This is a genomic window from Neisseria elongata subsp. elongata, from assembly GCF_900113545.1.
Classification (GTDB): Bacteria; Pseudomonadota; Gammaproteobacteria; order Burkholderiales; family Neisseriaceae; genus Neisseria; species Neisseria elongata.
Genome location: NZ_FOPS01000012.1, coordinates 25,363 through 46,588, shown reverse-complemented (window position 1 = coordinate 46,588; position 21,226 = coordinate 25,363). Strand labels below are relative to the sequence as shown.

Below are 21,226 nucleotides of genomic sequence, written 5' to 3'. Positions count from 1 at the left end.
GAAGGTCCCCTGCTTTCCTCCTCAGAGCGTATGCGGTATTAGCCAATCTTTCGATTGGTTATCCCCCATTACTCGGTACGTTCCAATATATTACTCACCCGTTCGCCACTCGCCGGCAGTAGTGCAAGCACTACCCCGCTGCCGTCCGACTTGCATGTGTAAAGCATGCCGCCAGCGTTCAATCTGAGCCAGGATCAAACTCTTATGTTCAATCTCTAACTTATAACTTCTGGTCTGCTTCAAAGAAACCGACAGAATAATGTTCAAAACATCATCTTGTCTGTCTTCTAAACAGTGTGAGGCCTAAGCACTCACACTTATCGGTAATCTGTTTGTTAAAGAGCATTGCTGTGGAAGCAGCGAAGAGCCGAACTATACAGAACCTAGTAATTCGTGTCAAATCTTGTTAGGATTTTTTTTACTTATTTTTGTAATCTTGTTGTTTGTAATGGAAATTTATTTTTGAATTTTGGTTTGAAAATCACATACCGAAATTTCCCCACCTAATCCATCGCCCGAATTGCTAAAATGGCTTTTGTTTTTTCTTAGTATAAGGCCGTCTGAAAATGAGCAAATCCGCCGTTTCTCCTATGATGCAGCAATATTTGGGCATTAAAGCAGACCATTTGGATAAATTGGTTTTTTACCGCATGGGCGATTTTTACGAGTTGTTTTTTGACGACGCGGTAGAAGCGGCCAAGTTGCTGGACATTACTTTGACGACTCGCGGTCAAATAGACGGCGAGGCAATTAAGATGGCAGGTGTGCCTTATCATGCGGCGGAACAGTATTTGGCGCGCTTGGTAAAACTGGGAAAAAGTGTGGCGATTTGCGAGCAGGTGGGCGAAGTCGGCGCAAGTAAAGGACCTGTGGAACGAAAGGTTGTACGGATTGTTACACCGGGAACCCTGACGGATTCGGCTTTGTTGGAAGATAAGGAAACAAACCGAATTGCAGCAGTTTGTATAAGAAAAAAACGTTTGGGGATTGCTTGGGCATCACTGCAAAGTGGCGAGTTTAAGGTCAGAATGACGACGCTGGACAGGTTGGTTGACGAGTTGGCACGTTTGCAGGCGGCAGAAATCCTTGTGCCGGATGATAAATCCGCCCTCAATATCGGTCTGCCACAAGCAAATGTTACGCGGCTGCATGATTGGCAGTTTGATGCGGACAGTGGTTTTGACTTGATTACGCGCTATTTCGGCTGCCAGGACTTGCGCGGATTTGGTTTGGAAATGGATAATCATGCGCCCGCCATCGGTGCTGCCGGCGCATTGTTGAATTATATCAAGCTGACCCAGTCGCAACTGCCCCGCCATTTGGACGGCTTAAGTTTGGAAAGCGAGCAGCAATATATCGGCATGGATGCGGCCACGCGGCGGAATTTGGAGCTTACGCAAACTTTGGGCGGCAAAAAGTCGCCCACGTTATTTTCGGTACTCGACCGCTGTGCCACACATATGGGCAGCCGCCTGCTGGCTTTGTGGCTGCATCATCCTCTGCGTAACAGAAGCCATATCCGTGCACGACAGCAAGCGGTATCGGCTTTGTTTGGTAACAACGATGACATTACAGGCCGTCTGAAAGGCATTGCGGACATTGAACGGATTGCGGCACGGATTGCGGTCGGTTCGGCACGACCACGCGATTTGAGCGGTTTGCGCGACAGTTTGTTTGCTTTGGCACAGATTAAACTGCCTTCTTCGCCTTTACTGGATACGTTACAAGGCATTTTTCCGGAAAGTGTGGCGGTAGCCGAACGGCTGGCGGCGGCGGTTTTGCCCGAGCCTTCTGTTTGGCTTCGCGACGGCGGGGTAATCAATCGCGGGTTTTCAGCCGAGTTGGACGAATTGCGCCATATTCAAAATCACGGCGATGAATTTTTGCTGGCTTTAGAAGCGCGCGAACGGGAACGCACGGGTTTGTCCACTTTGAAGGTGGAGTTCAACCGCGTACACGGTTTTTATATTGAATTGTCTAAGGTTCAGGCGGAACAGGCACCTGCCGATTACCAACGCCGCCAAACACTGAAAAATGTCGAGCGTTTTATCACGCCCGAATTGAAGGTTTTTGAAGATAAAGTGCTGACGGCACAAGAGCAGGCTTTGTCTTTGGAAAAAAAATTGTACGAAGGCCTGATACGGGAGTTGCAGGACATGCTTCCGCTATTACAGAAAGCAGCCAAAGCCGCCGCAACATTAGATGTGTTGTGCTGTTTTGCCGCCACGGCTGAAGAGGCCAGCTATGTCTGCCCTGAATTTGCGGATTACCCGGTGATTGAGATTTCGGACGGACGGCATCCGGTTGTCGAACAGCAAGTGCAGCGTTTTACGGTCAATCATACGCGCTTGGACGACAAACACTGCCTGATGCTGCTCACGGGCCCGAATATGGGCGGCAAATCGACTTATATGCGACAGGTCGCGCTGATTGTGCTGATGGCGCACACCGGTAGTTTCGTTCCGGCTTCGGCGGCAAAAATCGGCCCTATCGATCAGGTTTTCACCCGCATCGGGGCATCGGACGATTTGGCATCAAACCGTTCGACTTTTATGGTGGAAATGAGTGAGACGGCTTATATTTTGAATCACGCCACACCGCAGTCGCTGGTTTTGATGGACGAAGTGGGGCGCGGCACGTCCACTTTCGACGGCTTGGCATTGGCACATGCGATAGCGGAACATTTGCTGTTGAAAAACGGTTCGTTCGCTTTGTTCGCCACACATTATTTTGAGCTGACTGCTCTACCCGAACGTTACCCAGCGGCGGTAAATATGCATTTGAGCGCGTTGGAACAGGGGCGGGATATTGTTTTCCTGCACCATATCGAAGCAGGCCCCGCCAGTAAGAGTTACGGCATCGCGGTGGCCAAACTCGCCGGACTGCCCGCACGGGCATTGAAAGCGGCCCAAAGGTATTTGGAAAATTTGGAAAGTCAGGCTGCCGAACAAAGGCCGCAGCTGGATTTTTTCGGCTCCGCGTCTTTTGAACCGGACTTTGCCGATGATTCGGCACAAGACGGCGAAAGGCCGTCTGAAAAATCATCCGCATTATTTGCCGAGCTGGATAGTATCCATCCTGACGAGATGTCCCCGCGCGAAGCCTTGGATGCACTGTATCGTTTGAAGCAATTGGCGGATGGGGAAATTTAGTGCCAAGAAAAATTGTTGGATATATAATCGCGCCGTTGTTTTTAGATAAGGCTGTTTGAAATTTATTTGGATTTCAGACGGCCTGTCCTGTTAAACCGAATTAAAGGAACTTATGATGTCTGTTAAACCTTTGCTGCTTTGCCTGCTTCTGGCCTCCCCAGCTGCTTTTGCCGGCAACCTGTCCTGTCATGAAAGCCCGAAACCCACAGGCAACCAGGAGCTCGATTCCATCGTTACCCGCTACGAATGCGATTACACCGGCTCGCTGCAGCAAGCCTATGCGGCCTTTATGAAACAAGGTTACAACGATAAAGCACCTTACCCTAAAACCGTACCGTCCGTCCTGCCGCGCAAAAACTTGACCCTGAATGCCAAAGAAAAAATAGAGTGCGGTAACGAACCCGAAACTTTTGAATGGTCTTTTAAACTGCGCCGTCAAAACGCCAACAGCGTCAATATGCAATACCGTGGTTCGGATTGCGCTTCACCCTTTTCCGCCGACACTGAATTTGTCAAAAGCGGCAAAACCGTCAAAATTATCCATAAAGCTTACAGTTCGTAAGCAGATAATCATTAAAGCATGAAGCCAAAAAGGCCGTCTGAAAACCATATCATCGGAGTCTTCAGACGGCCTGATTCATGTTTTGTTTCCATATTGCCTTAGTTGGAAACTGACAAAAGCCCGCGTCTGGCGCGGGCCGAAAAAAGGAAAAAAGCGGTTTTTATACCTCTTTTACAGGAGTGTCGGCATTGGTGCTTTTAACCAAATCGACAGCGTGCTGGCAGTTTTGTTTGGTGGTATAGCCTTCGCTGCTTTGCGCGACAATCTGATGGTTGGCCGCTTTCAAACGCCAACGGTATTCACCTTTTGCATCTTTATAAATTTCGAAATACATAAGATTCCTCCTATGAATGAGTACACATTCCCTTACCGCTTTAACGGCAAGTCCCGGTCATTGGACATTCAGACAGACAACCTTAATGGAACTGGTAAAATTTCTGACTGCCCGAAAAATGCACAATATGACGGCAAGGTTTTAACAAAGATTTATGCACCTGTAAATATTTCTCAGATTAAAAAATGTATAGGTAGATTAAATTTTGAATAAGTATTAAAGAATGTCCGTATAGCGTGAATGGACATAATGCCAGAATTTCTTACATACGTTGGATACTAAAACAGGTAAAGATATCATGTATCAAAACATGATTTACAAAATAAATGCTACGGGCAGTTTGGGCAGGTAGGTAGCATCAAAGATTTTCCAAAATGTACTAAAGTCCGCTACGCCTCATATTTCCCGCAAAAAGCGGCTTTGCGGCAAACGTTCGTTCGAGCCGCTGTAATCCACAACCAAGCGCAAACCTTCTCCGCCGCGTTCCAACAACACGCAAACCTTACTCTGACGTTGCTGGCCGGAAAACAGCAGCAGGCGCGGGCGGCGTTTTCCCTGCAATACGGCTTTGGCCAAACGCCACGGAGCGAGATTGGCCATCAGCCGGACCAACTCTTCCCGCCAATCGTCGCAGTGTACAGCATCGCTCATATTCAGCGGCAAACCGTTCAGCACTTGCGCCAAATATTTGTCCCAACCGATACCGTATAAAGCCAACGCGTCATCAAAACGGCCTTCTGCCAACGCGGCAGATGCTTGGGCGGCACGTTCCTCGTCGCCTGCCGTACCGTTGCGGACACTTTCAGACGGCCATTCTTCACCGCTGTGCCAACGCCATCGTTCGTCAGCCCAACAATGAGTCTGGTTTTCCACAATCAGTTTTTCCGCCGCGAAAACCAGCGTATTTTTTGCCGCCGCACGTACCACCAAAGCCGGACGACGGCGCATATAGCCAACCGGCGGGCCATACCACGCCAAAACAACCGTACTTCCTTTGGCCGCATTGCCGCGCTTGTCGCGAGGAAAGCCTTCGGCGATACGCTCCCTGTCTGCAGCCGCATAATCGGCAGCCAAGGCAGCTTTATCCCCTGCAGGCCAATCCGCCATATCGGGCGGAGTTCCTTCCGACCAAACAAGCTGCTGTGGCAGAACGGCAGACGGCGGGGGCAAATCTTCGGCGGCAACCCGCAACGGCAAATCTTGCCTGATTAAACGGGTGCTTTGACAAAAATCCAGCCAATCTTCCACAAAACCGACCGCTTCATCCAAATCGCAGGTGTAAAAAATTTCACCGCTTTCGCAATCCAAACGCCAATGCGGTTTGCCATCGGCGGGAAACGGTTGGAAAACGACATCGCCACCTTGCACGGAAACAGCGGATACAACCAAAGGCCCATCACAATCGGGATGTGTCAGCAACAGGCTCATATCGGGCAAAGGTGTATATTCGGCAAAATAATGCGACAAAACGGCGGCATCAGGCAGTTTTTGCACGGCCGAAAGCACTTGGTTGAGAAAAGGCAGGCGCGGATTATCGTCGGCAATCATGTTTTCAGATGGCCTCAAACATCATAAGTTGTCGAAGCCGTATCGCCGCCGGTACCCGTCCAATTGGTATGGAAAAATTCGCCGCGCGGTTTGTCGGTGCGTTCGTAAGTGTGCGCGCCGAAATAATCGCGTTGCGCCTGCAACAGATTGGCCGGCAGGCGTGCTGTGGTGTAGCCGTCCAAAAAAGTCAGCGCGGAAGTCATGCACGGCATGGGCAGGCCGCATTCGATGGCCTTGGCCGCCACTTTGCGCCAAGACGGCAGCGCGGTTTGCAGGATATTTTTGAAATAAGGGTCGCTGCCCAAGAAAACCAAATCGGGATCGGCTTCATAAGCGTCGCGGATATTGCCCAAGAACGCACTGCGGATGATGCAGCCTTCGCGCCAAAGCAAGGCGGTGTTGCCGTAGTTCAGTTCCCAGCCGTTGGCCTCGCCCGCCTCGCGTATCAGCATAAAACCTTGGGCGTAAGAAATAATTTTGGATGCCAGCAAGGCCAGACGGAGGGCTTCCAGCCATTCCGTACGGTCTCCCGCCACTGTTTCGGCGGTATGGCCGAACAATGCGGCGGCAGTTTCGCGCTGCTGCTTAAAGGCGGAAACGCAGCGGGCGAAAACGGCTTCGGAAATCAAAGTCAGCGGAATGCCCAAATCCAAAGCGTTGATGCCTGTCCATTTGCCGGTGCCTTTTTGTCCGGCGGTATCGAGTATCTTGTCTACCAGAGGCAGGCCGTCTGAATCTTTATAAGCAAGGATGTCGGCAGTAATTTCAATCAGATAACTGTTCAGCTCAGTTTTATTCCATGCGGCAAAAGTCTGCTGCATTTCGTCGGCACTCATGCCTAAGCCGTCTTTCATAAACTGATAGGCTTCGCAGATCAGCTGCATATCGCCGTATTCGATACCATTGTGCACCATTTTGACGAAATGCCCCGCACCGTCGCGGCCGACCCAGTCGCAACAGGGCTCGCCTTGCGGGGTTTTGGCGGAAATGGCCTGCAAAATGGGTTTGACAAACGGCCAGGCTTCTTCGCTGCCGCCGGGCATAATCGACGGGCCGTTGCGCGCGCCTTCTTCGCCACCAGATACGCCCGCACCGATAAAGCGTATGCCTTTGGCGGCCAGTTCGTGCGTACGGCGGGTGGAATCGGGGAAATTCGCATTGCCGCCGTCGATGATGATGTCGCCTTCTTCAAGGTGTGGCAACAATTGGGCGATAAAGTCGTCCACTACTGTTCCAGCCCGAACCATCAACATAATTTTCCGTGGTTTTTCCAGTTTTTCCACCAAATCGGGAATGCTGTACGCACCGATGATATTCGTGTTTTTTGCCGCGCCGTTGAGAAAATCGTCCACTTTGGAAACGGTGCGGTTGTAGGCCACTACTTTGAAGCCTTTGTCGTTCATGTTGAGTATCAGGTTTTGTCCCATTACGGCCAAACCAATTACGCCGATGTCGCCTTTCATCAGGTGTCCTTCAAAATTCGGTTGGAAAATGGCGTAACTTTACCCGATTGCTGCTGTTCCTGCTATGATTTTTGGTTGTTCGCTTTGATTTTTATACTGTTTTTATGAAATTTTATAACAAAGTCCCATTTTTACGGTTTTGTTTTGTTTGCCGTTATTTGTACTTTAATATGCTTTTATATAAACAGATTGTTTTGTTAAACCGTTAAATTATCTGTGGATAAGCTGTTTTATGTTTTCTTTTTCAAGTGATTAGGCCTTCTGAAAAGCTGTCGGCAACCATTCTGTTTACGCAGGGATGATTGTGGACTGTTTTCAGACGGCCTCAGTTTTCTGTGGATAAACCCGATTTTTTCCCACTTTTCAGGCTGCTTGTCCGTTAATTTGAAAGAATGAGGGCGGAATCAGGCTGTCGTCGGGAAATTCCACCCACTGATAGGCGGTTTCGTCGGCCAATACTGCCCGCAACAGGGCATTATTGATGGCATGACCGGATTTGTAACCTTCAAACGCGCCGATAATTGGGTGGCCGACGATATATAAATCGCCGATGGCATCAAGGATTTTATGGCGCACGAATTCGTCGGGATAGCGCAGGCCTTCGGGATTAAGCACGTCGTTGTCATCAATAACGATGGCGTTGGACAGATTGCCGCCCAAACCCAAATTATGCGACCGCATCATTTCCACTTCCTGCATGAAACCGAAAGTGCGGGCACGGGCGATTTCGTCCACATACGATTGGCCGGCAAAGTCGATTTCGAAAGTCGGCGGGCTGCAATTGAATACGGGATGGTCGAATTCGATGGTCAGCGTTACTTTAAAGCCGTTGTGCGGAGTGAATTTCACCCATTTGCCGTCGGCCTTTACTTCCACCGGTTTGATGATTTTCAAGAAACGCTTTTGCGCCTTCTGATCGACAATACCGGCATCTTGCAGAAGGTAGAGGAAAGGCAGGCTGGAGCCGTCCATAATCGGAATTTCCGGCGCATTGAGCTCGATTAAGACATTGTCCACGCCGTAGGCCGCAAGGGCGGACATGATGTGTTCGATGGTGCCGACCCGCACGCCTTGTTCGGTTACGATGGTGGACGAAAGGCGGGTGTCGTTGATCAGATAGGGCGACAAACGGATGATTTCGCCTTGTTCGCCCGATAAATCGCTGCGACGGAACATGATGCCTTCGTTTTCTTTTGCCGGATGCAGGGTCAATATCACCCGTTCGCCCGAATGCAGGCCGACGCCCGTCGCACTGACCGATTTTACCAAAGTTCTCTGCCGCATATTGCTTCCTTTCCAATCCTAATCATGCCGCGTCATCATACGGTAAAAATACGATATCGGCAGCAGGTATTCCATAAATTTTCCCAATCTTTCAGACGGCCTTAGCCTGATGTGGACAACCGCTGCCGAAAAATATCCACAATCTGGTTTTGTCCACAGATATGGAGGCCGTCTGAAAAAATACCCACAGTATTCAAAAAAGAAAAATTAGCGTTATCCACCTATTTGAAATTGATATAGTGCTATGAAATAAATAGATAATTTTTGTTATCCACAATAAATTTCAGTATTCATCCGCATCATCAATTTATATTTTCATATTATTTAGTATCTTTTTACGACAAATCGGCAAAAAATAACAGGTAATCTTAGGTAGTCCGTGCCGAATGTGATAAAACGGACCGGCGATATTTCTTTACATCAAAATATTGAAGACAAGGAGTGAGACATGGCTATCAAAGTGGCAATCAACGGTTTCGGACGCATCGGCAGACTGGCTTTGCGCCTTATCAGCGAAACACCGGGCATCGAAGTAGCGGCAATCAATGACCTGACACCGGCAGACATGCTGCTGCATCTGTTCAAATACGACAGCACACAAGGCAGATTTGGCGGAAAAGCGGAATTGAAAAACGGAAATATCGCGGTAAACGGCAAAGAAATCAAAGTATTTTCCAATCCGAATCCCGAAGAACTGCCGTGGGGCGAACTCGGCATAGACGTGGTTTTGGAATGCACCGGATTTTTTGCCAAAAAAGAAAAAGCGCAGGCCCATATTCGGGCGGGCGCGAAGAAGGTAATGATTTCAGCCCCGGGCGGCAATGATGTCAAAACCGTCGTTTTCGGCGTGAACCATCAGATTTTGGACGGCAGCGAAGAAGTGGTTTCCGCCGCTTCCTGCACCACCAACTGTCTGGCGCCGATGGCCAACGTATTGCAACGTGAATTTGGCGTGGTTCAGGGCTTTATGACCACCGTTCATGCCTACACCGGCGACCAGAATACTTTGGACGCGCCGCATCGGAAAAACGATTTCCGCCGCGCCCGCGCCGCCGCTTTGAACATTGTGCCAAATACCACCGGTGCGGCCAAAGCCATCGGCCTGGTGATTCCGGCGCTGGCAGGCAAACTCGACGGCTCGGCGCAGCGCGTACCCGTCGCCACCGGCTCGCTGACCGAATTGGTTTCGGTCTTGTCGCGTGAAGTAACGGTTGAGGAAATCAATGCTGCGATGAAGGCTGCCGAAAGCGAAGCCTTTGCCTACACGGAAGATCCGATTGTTTCTTCCGACGTTATCGGTTTGCAGGCCGGTTCGCTGTTTGATGCCACGCAAACCCGCGTTATCGGCAGCGGAAATAATCAGTTGGTGAAGACCGTATCGTGGTACGACAACGAAATGTCTTACGCCTGCCAGCTTATCCGTACATTGGTTTATTGGGCGGGTTTGAACGCCTAATCCGGTGTCAGTGATTGTTTGGGCCGTCTGAAAAAGGTTTTCAGACGGCCTTTTGGTTTTCTGCGGCAGGCATCAGGCCGTCTGAAAGACAAATACGGCAGGCGGTGTTTCGGGTACAATGCCGCCGACCTGAAAAACGGAGAATCCAATGAATCAAACCGAGCAACAGCCGAATGTGGACAACGAAGAAATCGACAAATTCAGCCGCCTGGCCGACAAATGGTGGGATAAAGAGAGCGAATTCAAGCCGCTGCACGACATCAACCCCATCCGTTTGGACTATATCGACCGCTTTGCCGGTTTGGCGGGCAAGAAAGTGCTGGATGTCGGCTGCGGCGGCGGCATCTTGAGCGAAAGCATGGCCGACCGAGGCGCGGCGGAGGTCTTGGGTATCGATTTGGCGGAAAAATCGCTGCAAACCGCCGAAAACCATGCAAAAATGAGGCAGTTGGACAATATTGCCTACCGCTGCGTCAGCGTGGAAGATTTGGCGGCCGAAACCCCTCAGGCTTACGACGTCGTTACCTGCATGGAAATGATGGAGCATGTGCCCGATCCTGCCGCCATCATCCGTTCTTGCGCCCGTTTGGCCAAACCGGGCGGCATGGTGTTTTTTTCCACCATCAACCGTAACCCGAAATCTTATCTGCATGCCATTTTGGGGGCGGAATATATTTTGAAGCTGGTGCCCAAAGGTACGCACGACTGGCAGAAGTTCATCACGCCCGCCGAATTGGCGCGCATGTGCCGCCAAGCCGGGCTGGATATTGCCGACAGCAAGGGTTTGACTTACAACCCGCTGCTGAAACATTATTTGCTCAGCGATAAAGTAGATGTTAATTATATGGTTGCCTGCCGGTTGGCATAGTTTGAAATCTTTTCTTCCGAATGGATTTGAGGCCGTCTGAAAATATCGTTTCAGACGGCCTCAAATTCAAATTGCTTCGATTGGTTTGATTTGAATGATAGCGGCGGTTTGCCCTTCAATCCTAAATTTTACTTCCCAACCGGCAATTTCCATCACATAAATCCGTTCGGCGATGTCTTGATAGGCCGGGCGCGGGTCTTGAGCGACGGATTGTTCAATCAGGGTTTTCAGGCCGTCTGAAAGGCCGTCCGCCTCAGTCTGCCAAACAATATCCAGCAACGGAGGGGATTCGGTGGCAAAACCGGCAGCCGCGTCGGGGCGGGCTTCGACAAATGGAATATAAGGTTTAATGTCGATAACTGGCGTACCGTCCAGCAAATCTGCGCCGCTGCAGCGGATTTTTACGCCGCCGCTGCCGCATTCTATGCCTTCCAGTTTCAACAACGACAAGCCGAGATGGTTGGGACGGTGCGGGCTGCGGGTGGCAAACACACCCATTTTCCGTTTTCCGCCCAAACGCGGCGGCCGCACCATGGGCGACCAGCCTTTGCCGAGTACGCCGTGAAAGATAAAATGCAGCCAGATGTAGCCGAAACCTTCCAAACCGCGTACGGAATCGGCGGTAAATTCGGGCTTCAATTCGATGACGATTTCCGCCGACGGCACCAGCCCGGGTTGGCGGGCGATGCCGAATTTCTGCGTATAGGGCGAATGTACGCGGCCTATGGTTTCTATGGTATACCGCATTGTGGATAACTATGTTGGTAAGTTGTGCGGATTGTAGCACGGTGCGGCGGTGCTTTTGTTATAATGCCGCTCTGTTTGCGGCCGATGGGAAAATAGCGCCATGATTGTTTCAATTGATGTTGATGCACAGAAAACCTTTACCCCGCTTTGTCCGGCCGAATTGCCGGTGGCCGGCGGGGACACTATTGCCGCGGAGTTGAACGCGCAGGCCGAGTTGGCCGATTTGCGTGTAATGACGAAAGACGCACACAGCCCGAATGCCCGCTGGCTTGTGGATAACCCTGTGGATATGTTGAAACCGACAGGTTTGGCAAACGCTGATTTGACGTGGGTTTCCCATGCGATTGTCGGCAGTGAAGGGTTCGATTTATTAAATGGCCTTCCTGATTATCATGGGTATGATTATTGCGTATGGAAGGGGGTAGATCCTGAATTGCACCCTTACGGCGCGTGTTATCACGATATCGAAGAAAGGTTGAGTACAGGCCTAATCGAATGGCTGACGGCAAAGGGTGCGGAGACAGTTCTGGTAGGTGGTTTGGCCACCGATTATTGTGTTAAATATACGGTATTGCAGCTTTGCCGCAGCGGAGATTGGCAGGTTATCGTGAATGCGGCGGCCTGCCGCGGCATTGCCGAAGAAACGGTTGAACAAGCTTGGCACGAAATGCAGGCAGCCGGAGCAATCGTGTTGCCGAATGCTGAAAAAATAAAAGATTATTTGAAATCATCAGTTTGATTCTGTTTCACGTGAAACAGGCCAATGCGGTGCAAAAGGAATCTGGCGATAACGCAATGAAAGTATTATTGGTCCGCCTGTCGAGTATGGGCGATTTAATCCACACTTTGCCGGCGGTAAACGATTTATCCTTCTGCTGCCCCGATATCGAATTGCATTGGTTGTGTGAAGCGGGGTTTGCCGATATTGCACGGCTGCATCCTTTTGTGAAAAAAATCCATACCCTAAGCTGGCGGCAATGGCGCAAACAGTTGGGTAAAAGGGAAACTTGGCAGGAAATAGGCCGTCTGAAAGCCAATTTGCGGCAAGAAAAATTTGATTTGGTGTTGGACAGCCAAAGCCTGATAAAAAGTGCGCTGCCGGCAAAAATGGCCGGTGCGCCGGTGTGGGGGCTGGACAAATACAGTGCGCGTGAAAGCTGGGCGGCCTGCTTGTACAACCGGATGTTTTCTGTTCCTAAGGGCCGAGATGCCGTTTGGCGCAACCGCAGTCTGTTTGCCCAAGCATTCGGTTACGAATTGCCGGAAAAATTGATTTTCGGTGCGCGAATTCCCGAGAAAGGCCGTCTGAAAACCGAAAAACCGTATTATGTTGCCCTACATGCCACCAGTCGCGACAGCAAATTATGGCAGCCTCAATATTGGCGCGAGCTGATGCGGCTGATGCATGAACGAGACGGCGGTACGATATACCTGCCTTGGGGCAGTGAGAAGGAAAAAATCCGTGCCGAGAGCCTTTCAGACGGCCTGCCGTATGTTCGGGTGTGCGATAAAATGAATCTGATGCAGGCGGCAGAATTATTGCAGGATGCGGCCGGTGTGGTCGGCGTGGATACCGGATTGCTGCATCTGGCCAATGCGTTCGATAAGCCTTTGGTCGGTATTTATACCGACACTGCCCCCGAAAAAACCGGCGTGCAATCGTTGCCGAAAGCAGCCAATATCGGAGGTGTAGGTCAAATGCCGGAACCTGAATCCGTTTTTAAATTATTGTTGCAGGGTATGAATGCGGAAGAGGCCGTCTGAAAACAGATGAAGTAACAAATAATGTCGATAACGAAAAAAAGGCAGCCGCCGAATTGTTGTAGACGGCACAGTGTATCGTTGGGTGATCCGCCGCAAGCCTTCGCGCGGGCAAGCTGATTATGCCGAACCGCTTACTTTTGCCGTTGCGCAGGAAAATATACGCGGCAGTTTATTGCACGTTAAGATGAATGCCGCACGATATGACATTATGCATGACGTACCTCACAGCGTTGTTAGCCCTAAAACAGTTGCCGCCGCTATTCGCAAGGCTTTGACAGCAGGTTGGCAGTCCGGATACGGCGGCGGTACATTTTGTATTGTTTGGTCGGAAACATTGCCGGATATTTAAAAAAATTAACGGTATTACAGTTTATTGATTGTGCGCCGATGTTTGGTTTTATCAAAAATTTCCTATGCGGACCTTATCCTTGTTCGGGTCGTAAGGCTGGGATTTGTTCGGAAGAAAATGCAAATTTTCAAATAGGGACAAGGCTGCGATTTGTGTAAACCCGTGTGTGAAAACATTCGATTCGGCAATCCGAAAAATCAAAATAATTTCTTCAAAATATAGTCGAAAGGAATTCCAATGAAAGCACTGGTCGCCGTAAAGCGCGTGGTGGATTACAACGTCAAAGTGCGGGTAAAGGCCGATGGCTCGGACGTGGACATCGGCAACGTCAAAATGTCGATGAACCCGTTTGACGAAATTGCGGTGGAAGAAGCCGTACGCCTTAAAGAGGCGGGTAAAGTAAGTGAAATCGTCGCCGTGTCGCTGGGCGGCAAAAAATGCGAAGACACCCTGCGCACTGCTTTGGCCATGGGTGCCGACCGCGCCGTCCACGTTGAAACCGAAGCCGCTTTAGAACCGCTGGCTGTGGCCAAATTGCTCAAAGCTGTGGCCGACAAAGAGCAGCCGCAAATCCTGCTGTTGGGTAAACAGGCGATAGATGACGATGCCAATCAAACCGCCCAAATGCTGGCTGCTCTGATGAATGCGCCGCAAGGTACATTTGCCGGAAAATTGGAAATTGACGGCGGTGAAGCCGTGGTAACGCGTGAAATCGACGGGGGAATGGAAACGGTCGCCCTGAAACTGCCTGCCGTTATCAGTGCGGATTTGCGCCTGAATGAACCGCGTTACGTCAAACTGCCGCAGATTATGCAGGCTAAGAAAAAACCGTTGGAAAAATCCACGCCCGAAGAATTAGGTGTAAATACGGCACCCCGTATGCAGGCGGTGTCCTACGCCGAACCGAAAGTGCGGAAGGCCGGCGAAAAAGTCGGCAGTGTGGCTGAATTGGTAGAAAAACTCAAAGCTGCCAAAGTGATTTAAGGAGAAAATGATGAACGTATTAGTGATAGCAGAACACAATAATCAAACCTTGAATCCGTCCGTCCTCCATGCTGTTTCCGCCGCTGCCAAACTGGGTAGTGTACACATGCTGGTGGCGGGCAGCGGCGCGTCGGCTGTGGTAGAGCAGGCGGTAAAAGTGGCCGGTGTGGAAAAAGTATTGCTGGCCGATGCGCCGCATTATGCCGAAGCATTGGCAGAAGAACTCGCTCCCTTGGTCGTGTCTCTGGCTGCCGATTACCGGTACATTGCTTCCGCTGCCGATGCCTTCGGCAAAAATCTGATGCCGCGCATTGCTGCTTTGTTGGATTGTTCGCAAGTATCCGATGTGGTTGAAATCATAGACGGTGATACCTTTGTACGTCCGATTTACGCCGGAAACGCACTGATTACATTGAAATGTACAGAGCCGAAATTGGTACTGACTTTCCGTACCACCGCTTTTGATGCCGCCGCAGACGGCGGTTCGGCCGAAACCGTTTCTGCCGCACCTACGCCCGCGCAAAATATCAGCCGCTTTGTCAGCCGCGAGCTGCCGCAATCAGAACGTCCCGAACTGACACAGGCGCGTATAGTGGTGTCCGGTGGCAAAGGTTTGGGTAGCAAAGAGAATTTTGATGCCGTGCTGATCCCGCTGGCCGATGTTCTGGGTGCGGCAATAGGCGCGTCCCGTGCGGCCGTTGATGCCGAATATGCGCCCAACGATTATCAGGTCGGCCAAACCGGCAAAGTAGTTGCGCCCGAGCTGTATATCGCGGTCGGCATATCCGGCGCGATTCAGCACATCGCCGGCATGCAGGACAGTAAAACCGTGGTTGCTATCAATAAAGATCCCGAAGCGGCAATTTTCAATGCGGCGGATTACGGTATAGTGGGCGATTTGTTTGATATCGTGCCGCAATTGACGACAGCACTGAAACAATAAGGCGTTTCACGTGAAACAGGCCGTCTGAACGGAAACTTAAAAGCATCCTCTTTCAGACGGCCTGTGCTTTTAAATCCATCATTTTTCAAATCCAAAATCCGATACAGTCAAGACGCAACTATGATTGGAATGGTGTGGAAAGGGTGTGCTTCATGTGCGGTTTCAATATCCGTTTCAAAAAGATGGAAGGCTTATTGTCGGCGGTCTGCAAAGCGGTTTTTATTGTCAGGAAGGCCGTCTGAATATGGCTGATACTTTTCGTACCCTGTCCGCATCGGTTGAAGCCGAATTTAAAGATAAGGGCAGCCGTTTTATTGCCTACGTCTACCCGATACGTACCACTGAAGAGGTAAAAAAACTGGTAGATGACCAGCGACAGGCGCATCATAAGGCGCGGCATTGGTGTTATGCCTACCGCCTCGGTACAGACGGCCTGCAATTTCGTGCCAATGATGATGGAGAACCTTCCGGCAGTGCAGGACGGCCGATATTGGGGCAGATTGATTCTTTCGGTCTGACCGATGTATTGATTATTGTCGTGCGCTATTTCGGCGGTACACTGCTGGGTGTTCCGGGCTTGATACATGCTTACAAAACAGCTGCAGCCGAAGCCTTGAAAACTGCCGATATAGTAGAAAAAAACATTGAGAAAACCGTCTTTTTGCGTTGCGATTATCCAAATTTGAACGATGCCGTGAGGATTGCCAAACAGCATCAGGCTGAAATTATTGCACAAGATTTGCAACTCGACTGTCGTCTGACCATGTGTATCCCGCAAGCCAATTATGAAAACTGTTTGGCTGCTTGGCGGCAGACGCGTGCGATTGATATCAGTGAGCAAGGAAATATGGAAGATGAATAATCACATCCAAAGGCCGTCTGAAAACGCCGCTGATAGTTTAAACCGCATCGAAATAGATACTCCGCTTGGTGAAATGACAGCCGTATTCAGCAGAAAAGGGCTGTGCCTGCTCGAATTTACCGACCAACAGACTTTATCGCGTGAATTACAGGCCGTTATGAAACACCATAATGCGGAGGAATGTATTGAACAAAAGAACGCCGATACTGAAAACCTGCGCCGCCAATTGGCCGAATACTTTGCCGGCCGGCGGCAAAACTTCGACATACCGCTTGATTTAATCGGCACGCCGTTTCAACAGCAGGTTTGGCATATCCTGCAAACCATACCTTATGGCGATACGTGCAGCTACAAACAGCAAGCCGAAGCTTTGGCTAATCCTAAAGCCGTTCGTGCAGTAGCTGCCGCCAACGGTGCAAACAAAATCTCCATCATCATTCCCTGCCATCGCGTTATCGGCAGCAACGGCAAGCTGACCGGCTATGCCGGAGGATTGCCGCGCAAACAGGCATTATTGGATTTGGAAAGCCACCGTATCCCTCTGTTTTAAATTAAATATCTTACATAAATATTGGAAACAACATGACAGTCAAAACCCGTTTCGCCCCCAGCCCCACCGGCTACCTGCACATCGGCGGCGTGCGCACCGCCTTGTTTTCATGGGCGTTTGCCCGCCATCATAAAGGCGAGTTCCTATTGCGTATCGAAGACACCGACTTGGCGCGCTCTACTGCCGAATCCGTCAACATCATCCTCGACGGCATGAAATGGGTCGGCCTGAACTACGACAACGCCGACAACGTCGTGTACCAAACCCGCCGTTTCGACCGCTATAAAGAAGTCATTGCCGAACTCTTGGAAAAAGGTGCCGCCTACTACTGCTATTGCAGCAAAGAAGAGCTGGAAGCCATGCGCGAGAAAGCCGAAAAAGAAGGCACGGCGACTTACGACCGCCGCTGGCGTCCCGAAGCAGGCAAAACCCTGCCCGAAATCCCTGCCGACGTGCAACCTGTCGTCCGCTTCAAAACGCCTTTGGAAGGCGTTACCAAGTGGACGGACTTGGTCAAAGGCGAAATCTCCATTCCCAACGAAGCACTCGACGACCTGATTATCGCCCGCGCCGACGGCACGCCGACCTACAACTTCTGCGTCGTGGTGGACGACTACGACATGGGCGTTACCCACGTTATCCGCGGCGACGACCATGTGAACAATACCCCGAAACAAATCAATATCTTAAAAGCCATCGGCGCGAACCTGCCCGAATACGGCCACCTGCCCATGATTCTCAACGAACAAGGCAAAAAAATCTCCAAACGCAGCGGCGATACCGTCGCCATCACCGATTTCGGCGCGATGGGCATCCTGCCCGAAGCCATGCTCAACTATCTGGCGCGTTTGGGCTGGGCGCACGGCGACGACGAGTTCTTCACGATGGAACAATTCATTGAATGGTTTGATTTGAAAGATGTTTCGCCGTCTCCAAGCCGCATGGACTTGAAGAAACTCTACTGGATTAACGGCGAACACATCAAAATCACGCCCAACGAGAAACTCGCCGAACTCGTCAAACCCCGCCTCGCCCTGCACGACATTTACGACACGGCAAAACCCGCGTTGGAAGACGTGTTGGCATTGGTCAAAGACCGCGCCCAAGACCTGAACACGCTCGCCGACGAGTGCCTCTACTTCTACGTCAAACAAACGCCCGCCGAAGCGGACGTGCAGAAACACTGGGACGACGAAGCCGCCACCCGTATGCTGCGCTTCGCCGAACGCCTCGAAGGGCTGGAAGACTGGAACGCCGAAGCCATCCACGACCTGTTCAAACCCTTCTGCGACGAAGAAGGCATCAAAATGGGCAAACTCGGCATGCCCCTGCGCCTCGCCGTCTGCGGCACGGCGAAAACACCCAGCGTCGATGCCGTGTTGGCACTAATTGGCAAGGAAGAAGTGTTGAAACGGATACGTTCTTAAAGCGTTGAAAAGGTCGTCTGAAAATTTTCAGACGACCTTTTTGGTTTCTCAGGGACTTATTCTTCGCTTTGGTTTTTATCTTTTTTGCGCCATAAGCCTTTAAACAGCGCGCCTGCCCCAATCACGCCGACAGCAATCAATTTGCCGAATTTGGCGAGCAATGCGCCGACAAGGGCCAACAAGCCCAGTTTTTTCGCAGCCAATCCGCCGACTAAGGCAGCCAATCCGTATTCCGCCACTTTGTCGGTGGCGGCATTGAAATCGCTGTAACGCTTGCCTTCGTTGAATTCGATGTTGCCTAACAACTCCCGTGCTACGGGTTTGTATGCCTCTATGTTTTTCAAATCGCTGACCATGGTCAGTTCGATATAACCCTCGCGGCCGAGCTGGAAGGTATTGTAATTGATGGATGGGTTTTGGTTAGGTTCGTTTTTGTGGTAAACGTCAATCGACCAAATGAGCCGGTGGTTGGCGGCATCATATTGCGGTTTTTCCACCCAGCCGCGCGTTTCCAATTCGGGCAGATTGCGGGCGGCACGTTCTTTGTTTTGTTCGGTTGTGCCTTCTTTCAATTGTTCAAGCATGGCTTCGACATCCCATTCTTTGGCATCATCGTCTTTGATGTAACCGGAATCGGTAAAGGTCAGATCCACCAGCCAGGGAGTATCGCTTTCATCATTCTCTTGTTCCGGCAGAATCAGCCCGTAACGGTTGGGGTCTGTACCGTTGCCGGCCTCCTCCATCATGGTGTTGGCGGCTTCTTTTTTGATAAAGACCATTTTAGCGGGCAGTTTCAGTTTTGCCTGGTTGCCCAAATCGATAACCGCCGGGCCGACAACCATTTGTTCGGCGAGGTCGGCGGGAAGTCTGGCATCTGCAGGAGCAGGATTGTTCTGTGAGGGTGTTCCTACAGTTGAAGCGGTATCAGGTTTGGCGGCAGATGCCGGCAGGGTTTGGATAGACAGCAAAGCGGCTAAAACGGCGCAGGCAAGGCGGTTGTTTTTCATGACAGAATTTCCCGTAAAGTAAAATGGGTGAGTAAAAAATGGATGCGGTCGGCAGCAATACCGTATGCTCCGATACGGTTGAAGGTGGAAGTTTACAATAGGCAAGCCAATAGTTACATGATTATATGATTGCAGTTTGGAAAAATATGGATAAAAAATTCGGTTGGCGGCAGTTTGCCGTTCAAAGGGTGCGGATATTGGCGGTTTTATCGATGATTGCGGTATTGGCGGGCAATATCGGCGCATCGTATTGGCAGGCTGAGTTGTTCAGCCATTTTGTGCCTTATTATGCCGCCGTTTTCGTGTTGGCGGTTTGGTTGGACAGTGGTTGGAAACGTTGGCTATGGCTGGGTGCGGCATCTGTGCTGTTGCTGTGGCTGGCGCAGCCTTTCGAAGGGGAGAGGCCGTCTGAAACACATCACAGCCTGTTGTGGTACAACGTGAATCTCGATAATCCCAAGGCAGCCGAAGAATCGGCAAAGATTTTGGCTGCCGCGCCGGAAGTGCTGGCTTTGGCGGAAATCGATTTGGCCGACAGCGGATGGCAGGCTTTGCGCCGCAGTTATCCCTATGGTTGCGAATGGGAGTCGGACAGTCCGTTTGCCCTGGCAGTGTGGAGCAGGAAGCCCCTGGCCGGCTGTGAGGTAAGGTTTGTCGGCGATTATCCGTATATTCGTGCGGTAGCGGGCAATACCGCCTTATTTGCCCTTCATCCGCCGCCGCCCGTCAGTGCCTCATTGGCGGTGGAACGGCAGGAATATTTGGCGCAGACGGCCGTATTCATCGGGAAGGAAGAAAATGTGCTGGTGGTTGGCGATCTGAACAGCAGCCCGTTTTCGCCACTGTTCCGCAGTTTTACCGAAACGGCGGGCATACGGGCGCAAACACGGTTTTGGACGCCAACCTGGCTGCCGTTCGGGCTAAACCTCGATCATGTTTTGGCAAAACAGCCGGTGCGTGCCGAACCTTTGCCTTGGCGGCATTCGGATCACCGTGCGCTGATGGTGCGTTGGTAGCATACGGTTTTTCAGACGGCCTCCTGTCTGGAAGCATTATAAAGGAGCTGCTTTTTGAAATGCGGGCAGCTCCTAATTTTTTTGTCTTCGCTTATTTCATCAAACGCGCATCAGCCTTGAATGCCCCGGCACTGGCCGGTTTGCCTGTATAAAAGCGGGCAAATGTGCTGTTGATTTTGGTGTGGACGGGTTTGCCGTCAATAAAGGCTTCCGCTTCCAGCCGTACGCCGCCGCCGCTGGTTTCCCCTTTATCCATATCGGGAAAATCCAATTCGCTGATGCGCAGTTTGGCTTTTTCAATTTTTGTATCTTTTCCCATCAACTGTTTGCCTACCGGCCGGATTTTTTCTTCGGGAACGTGGGGGGCGGAGCCGCCGTCATCATCCACCACGCCGATATTGATCAGCTTCGCATTGGCCAAATCCATTTTGCCGCCGGCAACCGGAATGCCGAGATACAATTTGATGCCCCTATGGACATAGGCATTTTCCCGCCATTGGGTTTGACCCTGTTTCGGCGGTTTGGTTTCGGCGGCCATAGAATAGGTACGACCCATTACCATCAGTTTGTAGCCGGGTATTTTTTTCGCGCCAAAACCGTCGGTAATGTCTTCTACCAATTCCGGAGCAGTGGCATTCTGATTGGCTAGAACGCGGGCGGATGTTTCGGCCAAATAGGCAGGTTTGCCGCTGATGGTCAAAGTTTGCTCGTGGCCGAAATCGGCGGCGTAGGTACAGAAAGAAGCAGAAATACCCAAAGCCGCACTGAGAATGACGGCATTACGTTTTTTCATATGGAACCTCATTATGTGGGGAAAATATAAAAATCAATGAATGTTTGCAGGCGGGGAGACCCCGAAGAAACGGTAAGATTATCTAACAAACGATAAATATTATCAAATTTATATAAA

General features: G+C 50.8%; 20 protein-coding genes and 1 rRNA gene. 13 read left to right on the top strand and 8 right to left on the bottom strand.

All coding sequences use genetic code 11. The annotated features are described in order from the left end of the window. A 16S ribosomal RNA gene (locus BM261_RS10460) occupies window positions 1-210 on the bottom strand; the annotation flags it as partial. A gap of 356 nt (window positions 211-566) precedes the next feature. On the opposite strand from BM261_RS10460, the gene mutS reads away from it, so the two are divergent. Both mutS and BM261_RS10450 read left to right on the top strand, forming a co-directional pair. Beyond that, window positions 567-3,152, top strand: coding sequence for a DNA mismatch repair protein MutS (gene mutS / locus BM261_RS10455; protein WP_074898032.1), 2,586 nt, complete (start codon window positions 567-569; stop codon window positions 3,150-3,152). A 115-nt stretch (window positions 3,153-3,267) separates the two neighbouring features. Beyond that, window positions 3,268-3,714 (top strand): phage tail protein, encoded by a 447-nt coding sequence (locus BM261_RS10450; protein WP_074898029.1) that lies wholly within the window; start codon window positions 3,268-3,270, stop codon window positions 3,712-3,714. A 160-nt stretch (window positions 3,715-3,874) separates the two neighbouring features. Here BM261_RS10450 and BM261_RS10445 read toward each other — a convergent pair whose 3' ends face one another. From BM261_RS10445 to lpxC, 4 genes are all read right to left on the bottom strand, one after another. Then, window positions 3,875-4,048 carry a YegP family protein gene (locus BM261_RS10445; RefSeq protein ID WP_049249192.1) on the bottom strand — a complete coding sequence of 58 codons (174 nt, stop codon included), beginning with the start codon at window positions 4,046-4,048 and terminating at the stop codon, window positions 3,875-3,877. A 396-nt stretch (window positions 4,049-4,444) separates the two neighbouring features. Continuing rightward, complete coding sequence (locus tag BM261_RS10435) at window positions 4,445-5,596, bottom strand: hypothetical protein (RefSeq protein WP_074898023.1); 1,152 nt, start codon at window positions 5,594-5,596, stop codon at window positions 4,445-4,447. 14 nt (window positions 5,597-5,610) lie between these two features. Next, window positions 5,611-7,059, bottom strand: a complete 1,449-nt coding sequence (gnd, locus tag BM261_RS10430; protein WP_074898020.1) for a decarboxylating NADP(+)-dependent phosphogluconate dehydrogenase — start codon at window positions 7,057-7,059, stop codon at window positions 5,611-5,613. Window positions 7,060-7,422: 363 nt separating this feature from the next. Continuing rightward, a complete protein-coding gene (lpxC, locus tag BM261_RS10425) occupies window positions 7,423-8,343 on the bottom strand; it encodes a UDP-3-O-acyl-N-acetylglucosamine deacetylase (protein WP_074898018.1) in 921 nt (306 codons plus the stop codon). Window positions 8,344-8,791: 448 nt separating this feature from the next. Between lpxC and gap the strand changes: the two genes are divergently transcribed. Both gap and ubiG read left to right on the top strand, forming a co-directional pair. Continuing rightward, complete coding sequence (gene gap / locus BM261_RS10420) at window positions 8,792-9,799, top strand: type I glyceraldehyde-3-phosphate dehydrogenase (RefSeq protein WP_074898016.1); 1,008 nt, start codon at window positions 8,792-8,794, stop codon at window positions 9,797-9,799. Between the two features lie 148 nt (window positions 9,800-9,947). After that, window positions 9,948-10,667 carry a bifunctional 2-polyprenyl-6-hydroxyphenol methylase/3-demethylubiquinol 3-O-methyltransferase UbiG gene (ubiG, locus tag BM261_RS10415; RefSeq protein WP_074898014.1) on the top strand — a complete coding sequence of 240 codons (720 nt, stop codon included), beginning with the start codon at window positions 9,948-9,950 and terminating at the stop codon, window positions 10,665-10,667. Between the two features lie 66 nt (window positions 10,668-10,733). Here the strand turns inward: ubiG and tsaA are convergent, their stop codons facing one another. Continuing rightward, on the bottom strand, window positions 10,734-11,414 hold the full coding sequence (gene tsaA / locus BM261_RS10410) for a tRNA (N6-threonylcarbamoyladenosine(37)-N6)-methyltransferase TrmO (RefSeq protein ID WP_074898012.1): 681 nt from the start codon (window positions 11,412-11,414) through the stop codon (window positions 10,734-10,736). A gap of 100 nt (window positions 11,415-11,514) precedes the next feature. On the opposite strand from tsaA, the gene BM261_RS10405 reads away from it, so the two are divergent. The 8 genes from BM261_RS10405 (at window position 11,515) to gltX (ending at window position 18,293) form a co-directional block, all read left to right on the top strand. Next, window positions 11,515-12,153 carry a nicotinamidase gene (locus BM261_RS10405; protein ID WP_074898010.1) on the top strand — a complete coding sequence of 213 codons (639 nt, stop codon included), beginning with the start codon at window positions 11,515-11,517 and terminating at the stop codon, window positions 12,151-12,153. A 56-nt stretch (window positions 12,154-12,209) separates the two neighbouring features. Beyond that, window positions 12,210-13,178 carry a lipopolysaccharide heptosyltransferase I gene (gene waaC, locus BM261_RS10400; protein WP_074898007.1) on the top strand — a complete coding sequence of 323 codons (969 nt, stop codon included), beginning with the start codon at window positions 12,210-12,212 and terminating at the stop codon, window positions 13,176-13,178. A gap of 70 nt (window positions 13,179-13,248) precedes the next feature. Then, window positions 13,249-13,527, top strand: a complete 279-nt coding sequence (locus BM261_RS12545; protein WP_143095776.1) for a hypothetical protein — start codon at window positions 13,249-13,251, stop codon at window positions 13,525-13,527. Between the two features lie 237 nt (window positions 13,528-13,764). Continuing rightward, a complete protein-coding gene (locus BM261_RS10390; protein ID WP_074898002.1) occupies window positions 13,765-14,511 on the top strand; it encodes an electron transfer flavoprotein subunit beta/FixA family protein in 747 nt (248 codons plus the stop codon). A 10-nt stretch (window positions 14,512-14,521) separates the two neighbouring features. After that, entirely contained in the window at window positions 14,522-15,454 is a 933-nt protein-coding gene (locus tag BM261_RS10385; RefSeq protein ID WP_074898000.1) for an electron transfer flavoprotein subunit alpha/FixB family protein, read from the top strand. Between the two features lie 244 nt (window positions 15,455-15,698). Next, complete coding sequence (locus BM261_RS10380) at window positions 15,699-16,316, top strand: IMPACT family protein (protein ID WP_074897998.1); 618 nt, start codon at window positions 15,699-15,701, stop codon at window positions 16,314-16,316. Beyond that, a complete protein-coding gene (locus BM261_RS10375; RefSeq protein ID WP_074897996.1) occupies window positions 16,309-16,866 on the top strand; it encodes a methylated-DNA--[protein]-cysteine S-methyltransferase in 558 nt (185 codons plus the stop codon). Before BM261_RS10380 ends, BM261_RS10375 begins: the two co-directional genes overlap by 8 nt. Window positions 16,867-16,898: 32 nt before the next feature. Further along, window positions 16,899-18,293 (top strand): glutamate--tRNA ligase, encoded by a 1,395-nt coding sequence (gene gltX / locus BM261_RS10370; RefSeq protein ID WP_074897994.1) that lies wholly within the window; start codon window positions 16,899-16,901, stop codon window positions 18,291-18,293. Between the two features lie 56 nt (window positions 18,294-18,349). Here gltX and BM261_RS10365 read toward each other — a convergent pair whose 3' ends face one another. Beyond that, a complete protein-coding gene (locus BM261_RS10365) occupies window positions 18,350-19,300 on the bottom strand; it encodes a DUF2167 domain-containing protein (RefSeq protein WP_074897991.1) in 951 nt (316 codons plus the stop codon). Between the two features lie 146 nt (window positions 19,301-19,446). Between BM261_RS10365 and BM261_RS10360 the strand changes: the two genes are divergently transcribed. Further along, window positions 19,447-20,316, top strand: a complete 870-nt coding sequence (locus BM261_RS10360) for an endonuclease/exonuclease/phosphatase family protein (RefSeq protein ID WP_074898036.1) — start codon at window positions 19,447-19,449, stop codon at window positions 20,314-20,316. A gap of 91 nt (window positions 20,317-20,407) precedes the next feature. Here the strand turns inward: BM261_RS10360 and BM261_RS10355 are convergent, their stop codons facing one another. Beyond that, complete coding sequence (locus BM261_RS10355; RefSeq protein ID WP_074897989.1) at window positions 20,408-21,109, bottom strand: hypothetical protein; 702 nt, start codon at window positions 21,107-21,109, stop codon at window positions 20,408-20,410. Window positions 21,110-21,226: the final 117 nt, after the last annotated feature.